Here is a 4,332-nt window from a genome sequence, read left to right on the forward strand (position 1 = left end):
AACAGGCAGCGAACAATTAAGCCAAAAAATGGCAGATAATAATTAGCCAAAAAACTATGTGAACAAAACATTTTTAGCCAAAAATTAAGGCGGTAGAAGCAATTCTGCCGCCTAAAAAATGGGCGAGAAATTTTCAAAATGGGAAGATTATGTCAAAAATTAAAAAAGGGAGGAAACCCTCCCAAAATGGGAAAATTCTCCCAAACTGGGAAAACTCTCCCAAAAATTAAAAGGGGAGCAAAACTCTCAAAAAAGAGAAACTCCCAAGAAAACCAAAAAAATGGGGAGTAGTTTTCAAAAAGTAGGGGGAAACTCCCAAAAAAGGGGGGAAATTCTCTCTCAAAAATTATAATTAACAATAAACAATTTTATGGATAAAAATAGCAAACAACTTAATAAAGAGGTATGGCTGGAAATCAACGAGAAAATAATAAAGGCGGATATTAACGGGGACTTCCTGATTGTCCTAACGAATTTTGGGAAATTATTGTATAAAAATTATCTGAATGTTTTAGAAGGCTGGAAACTGGCGTCCATTGTATCCGAAACTGAAAAATAGATGCTTGTGGATAACTCCACTTGACAAGGATAAAAAATCGCATAAAATTAACAATAGCAATCTTCGTCGGGATTGCTAAAAAATAAAAATTAAGCAACTTAAAAAAACTATGTTAGAATGTTCAATAACAGAAACCAGAAAAATGGTAAAAAAGTTTTATGATGAAAGAATTCCTTTATATCTCTGGGGGAGACCGTCAACTGGCAAAACCACTATCATTCGTGAATTTGCCAAACAGATGGCGGAAGAATTAAAATTAAAGTATTCCGAGGATGAATATGGCGATGATATATTCACAATGAAAGTTATTCCATTGTCTCAATATGATGCACCAGATTTGCGAGGGCTTCCGATAGCAAACAATGGTATGACCGAATTCCTGCCAACTAAAGAATTACCGAGAAACGGACAGGGAATTATATTCTTTGATGAATTAAATCTGGCTTCTGATGATATTCGTGCTGCTTGTTATTCCTATATACTGGAAGGTAGATATTCTAACTTGCCACCAGTAAAAGACAGCAACGGAGTAGACAAGTTTTGGAGGGTAGCAGCAAGCAATCAAGAGCAAGACCACTGCGGAGTAAATAATACTTCACTGGCTTTATTGAGAAGGTTTTCCCACATTCAAGTTATTCCTAACAGCCAAGAGATACTGGATTATTTTCAAGAGAAAGGAATTGACAATAGAGTATTGAGTTATTTGGCTTCTTTTCCTTCCGATATGTTCCCAGCCAAGTATGATGAGAAACTATTGGAAGAGAAAGCCAACCCATTCCCGTATTCGTGGGAAATAACTTCAAGATTGATTAAAGATGTGAAAGATGCAAACGAAGTATATTCCTATGCAGCGGCTTGTGTTGGGACAATGGTAGCCAGTAAATTCAAGGGATTTATTGAAAAGATAGGGAAAATATCAATGAAAGAATTATTGGCTAATCCAGCAAAGTATTTGAAAGAATTGAGTAAATCCGAGGATGCAGCGTCATTGACTTATGCCATAATATATGAGGTAGCGGAAGCGTGGAAGAAAACCGATAAGATAAAAGGAGCGGTATTGGTAGAAATAATAGACAATTTAAGCCCAGAAATGGCAACTTCATTGCTGATGATGACAATAAAGCATAAATCAAAACAGATATACAGCGTGCCAAAATTTGAGGCAGTTATAAAGAAACTCGGACTTATCTTAAATGAATTCAATAAAATAAATAATAATTAAGCAAAAACAATATGACCACCGAAGAAAAAATAACAAGGATAAAAATGTGGTTTACCGTATATGAGCCATTTTACGGACAATTGCTGGTTATATCCGTAAGAAAAGACAATGACAATTGTCCAACTCTCGGAGTAAATAACAGAGGAGAATTGATTTATAATGAAGAATTTATTGAAACACTAACAGACAAAGAGAAACTATTCGCATTCGCCCACGAAATTCTTCATCTGGCTTATCTTCATCCTTTCCGATGCGGAAACAGAGACCCGTATATCTGGAATGTAGCAGCAGATTTGAAAGTAAATACCGATTTGCTTGTTAGAGCAAAACCGATAGGCACTCCGATAAAAGAAGGGATTATTCCGAGTATAAGTTATGGTTCATCCAGTTTTGAAATACTTGGCAAAACAATTGATAGCATTGAAAAGAAAACCACCGAGCAGATTTATGATGAGATAATGACAATATGCAAGGGCAATGCTTCTAAACTAAAACTGAAAATTATGCCCGATTTATTCGCCGCCAATGACGCCAAAGGATTTGAGACCAACGCCAAAGAAAATGAAATAAGAGCCAAAGTATTTGAAGCAATGTGTAATAATAAAGGCAGAGGCGATATACCAGCAGGACTGGAAGAGGAATTCAAAGCAATGATGGCACCAAAAATTAAATGGGATTTTATAATAAAGCATAGATTAAACACTATGCTAAAAGAAAAGACTTGGAAAATTCCTAATAAAAAATATCTTCCGTATTATTTTCCTGGTAAGAGGAAGCATAAAACAGCAAAAATAGTATTTGCTATTGACACTTCTGGAAGTATGAGCGATGATGAAATAAACGAAGCATTGTCCGAAATAATAGGATATGCTAATACATTTAAGACCCACGAGTTTTATATTATACCGTGTGATTGTGAAGAATATCCACCGATTAAAGTAAGAGGGACTGATAAAGATAAATTAAGGAAAGGAATAGAATTAAAAGGCAGAGGAGGGACAAGTTTTAAGCCAGTATTCAACCAGATTAAGAAAGTATTCAATAATGATATAGATTTTCTGGTATATTTTACTGATTTGGAATGTGAATTCCCGAAAGAGAAGCCGCCATACCAGATTTACTGGGTAAGCAGAAACCAAGTAGATGTTCCGTATGGAAGGCTGATAAGTTTATAACATAAACTCTAAAATTTGTCAAGAGTATGGGAGTAAAAATACTCCCAAAATAATAATTAACCATTTAAAAAACTATGAATAGAGAAAATTTAGAAAAAGCAATAACAAGCGTAAAAGAAACAGCAAAAAATACAAACCCAAAAATAAAAAAGATACAAAAATTGGAAGATAAAATAGCGTCAATTCAAAAAGAAGTAGATAAAGAAAGAGAAGAAGCACTAGAAAATTTATTAAATCAATTTAAAGAAATACCATTGTTTTCAATAGACGAATTAAAAGGAAGCATTTTAGACACCATAAAAAATTCCGTGAAAACTAAAACAGGAAGAATACTTTTGAAGATAAATAAACGAAACGAAGAAGACTGGGGAGTTAGCAAAATAGGATTGACACAGAAATACTTTTCATTCCTTTATGAGTATCAACAACAGATTAAAGATGACGGCAATATAGATGATTTGTATTATATGCCAGAAAAAGAATTATTTGAGATTAGAGAAGAAAGAGGCTATCGGGGAAAAGTAGTAAGTTATTTTCCGAAATCGGCTTTGACTGATTTGAAAATAATTGATAAAGAATATGTAGATAAATTCTGCGAGTTTTTGGTAGAATATACACGCCTGAAATCAAAATATGATTTGGAAAAGAACGGCGAGGATATAGATGTATATGATAAGAATGGAATTCACATATATATCACCAACTATTGGGATTGGGACACAAAGAGATATCTTATAAAATTCAAAACACATATTGAATGGAGAATAGCAACTTCCGTATCTATTGAAAATGCTATAACAGAAATAAATGAGAAAATTGAGAAAGTGCTTAATAGACAAAAAGAAATTAGAGAGTTATATGAGAAAGTAAAAGAATTTAATGCTGGGAGAAATTTATTAAGAGAATTGATAAAATAAATTCCCGAGTAGTCGGCGGGAATAATAATTAAACAATTAAAAAACTATGACTTATATAATAAAAGTAAAAACCAAAGAAGAGAAAGAAATTATAAGGAATGTTTTAAACTTAATTTATTATGACAAAATACAAGATAATGAACTTAAAGAAGAATTCACAGTAACAGAACCATTTGTCAGAATAACCTATTCAAAGGATAAAGTAGTAGAAACTGGACACAATGATAAGTTAGAATTCTATACCAACCCAGAAAAGAAAAAATACAAAGGAGTATACTCTTTTTATTCAGACCGCCTCAGAAAAGATATTGACAATAAAAAACTTAAAATAGTTTCCCTTATTGAGTTTATTGAAAAGATTGTAAAAATTAAACACCCAGAAGAATACATAAAAATTAAACTCACAACAAACTTATGATGAATTTAGAACAATCAATTGATATGGGGATATTATCCCCA

At 32.8% G+C, this 4,332-nt stretch carries 4 protein-coding genes; all 4 read left to right on the top strand.

The genetic code is table 11. From position 1 onward, the window contains the following. Positions 1 to 701 precede the first annotated feature (701 nt). The 4 genes from ACUVXA_RS16955 to ACUVXA_RS16970 all read left to right on the top strand — a co-directional run bounded on the left by ACUVXA_RS16955 (position 702) and on the right by ACUVXA_RS16970 (position 4,291). The gene (locus ACUVXA_RS16955) at positions 702 to 1,781 is read left to right on the top strand and encodes a hypothetical protein (RefSeq protein ID WP_445872472.1); all 1,080 of its coding nucleotides are present in this window, start codon (positions 702 to 704) and stop codon (positions 1,779 to 1,781) included. An 11-nt stretch (positions 1,782 to 1,792) separates the two neighbouring features. After that, positions 1,793 to 2,956 carry a vWA domain-containing protein gene (locus ACUVXA_RS16960; RefSeq protein WP_445872473.1) on the top strand — a complete coding sequence of 388 codons (1,164 nt, stop codon included), beginning with the start codon at positions 1,793 to 1,795 and terminating at the stop codon, positions 2,954 to 2,956. Positions 2,957 to 3,030: 74 nt separating this feature from the next. Continuing rightward, complete coding sequence (locus tag ACUVXA_RS16965) at positions 3,031 to 3,873, top strand: hypothetical protein (RefSeq protein ID WP_445872474.1); 843 nt, start codon at positions 3,031 to 3,033, stop codon at positions 3,871 to 3,873. Between the two features lie 46 nt (positions 3,874 to 3,919). Beyond that, positions 3,920 to 4,291: a hypothetical protein gene (locus ACUVXA_RS16970; RefSeq protein ID WP_445872475.1), complete on the top strand. Its 372-nt coding sequence runs from the start codon at positions 3,920 to 3,922 to the stop codon at positions 4,289 to 4,291. Positions 4,292 to 4,332 lie beyond the last annotated feature (41 nt).

Source organism: Candidatus Jordarchaeum sp., assembly GCF_052745115.1.

What these genes read in the sequence shown, in the direction of transcription:
- ACUVXA_RS16965 (WP_445872474.1), top strand. Translation starts at nt 3,031, where the DNA reads ATGAATAGAGAAAATTTAGAAAAAGCAATAACAAGCGTAAAAGAAACA.
- ACUVXA_RS16960 (WP_445872473.1), top strand. Translation starts at nt 1,793, where the DNA reads ATGACCACCGAAGAAAAAATAACAAGGATAAAAATGTGGTTTACCGTA.
- ACUVXA_RS16955 (WP_445872472.1), top strand. Translation starts at nt 702, where the DNA reads ATGGTAAAAAAGTTTTATGATGAAAGAATTCCTTTATATCTCTGGGGG.
- ACUVXA_RS16970 (WP_445872475.1), top strand. Translation starts at nt 3,920, where the DNA reads ATGACTTATATAATAAAAGTAAAAACCAAAGAAGAGAAAGAAATTATA.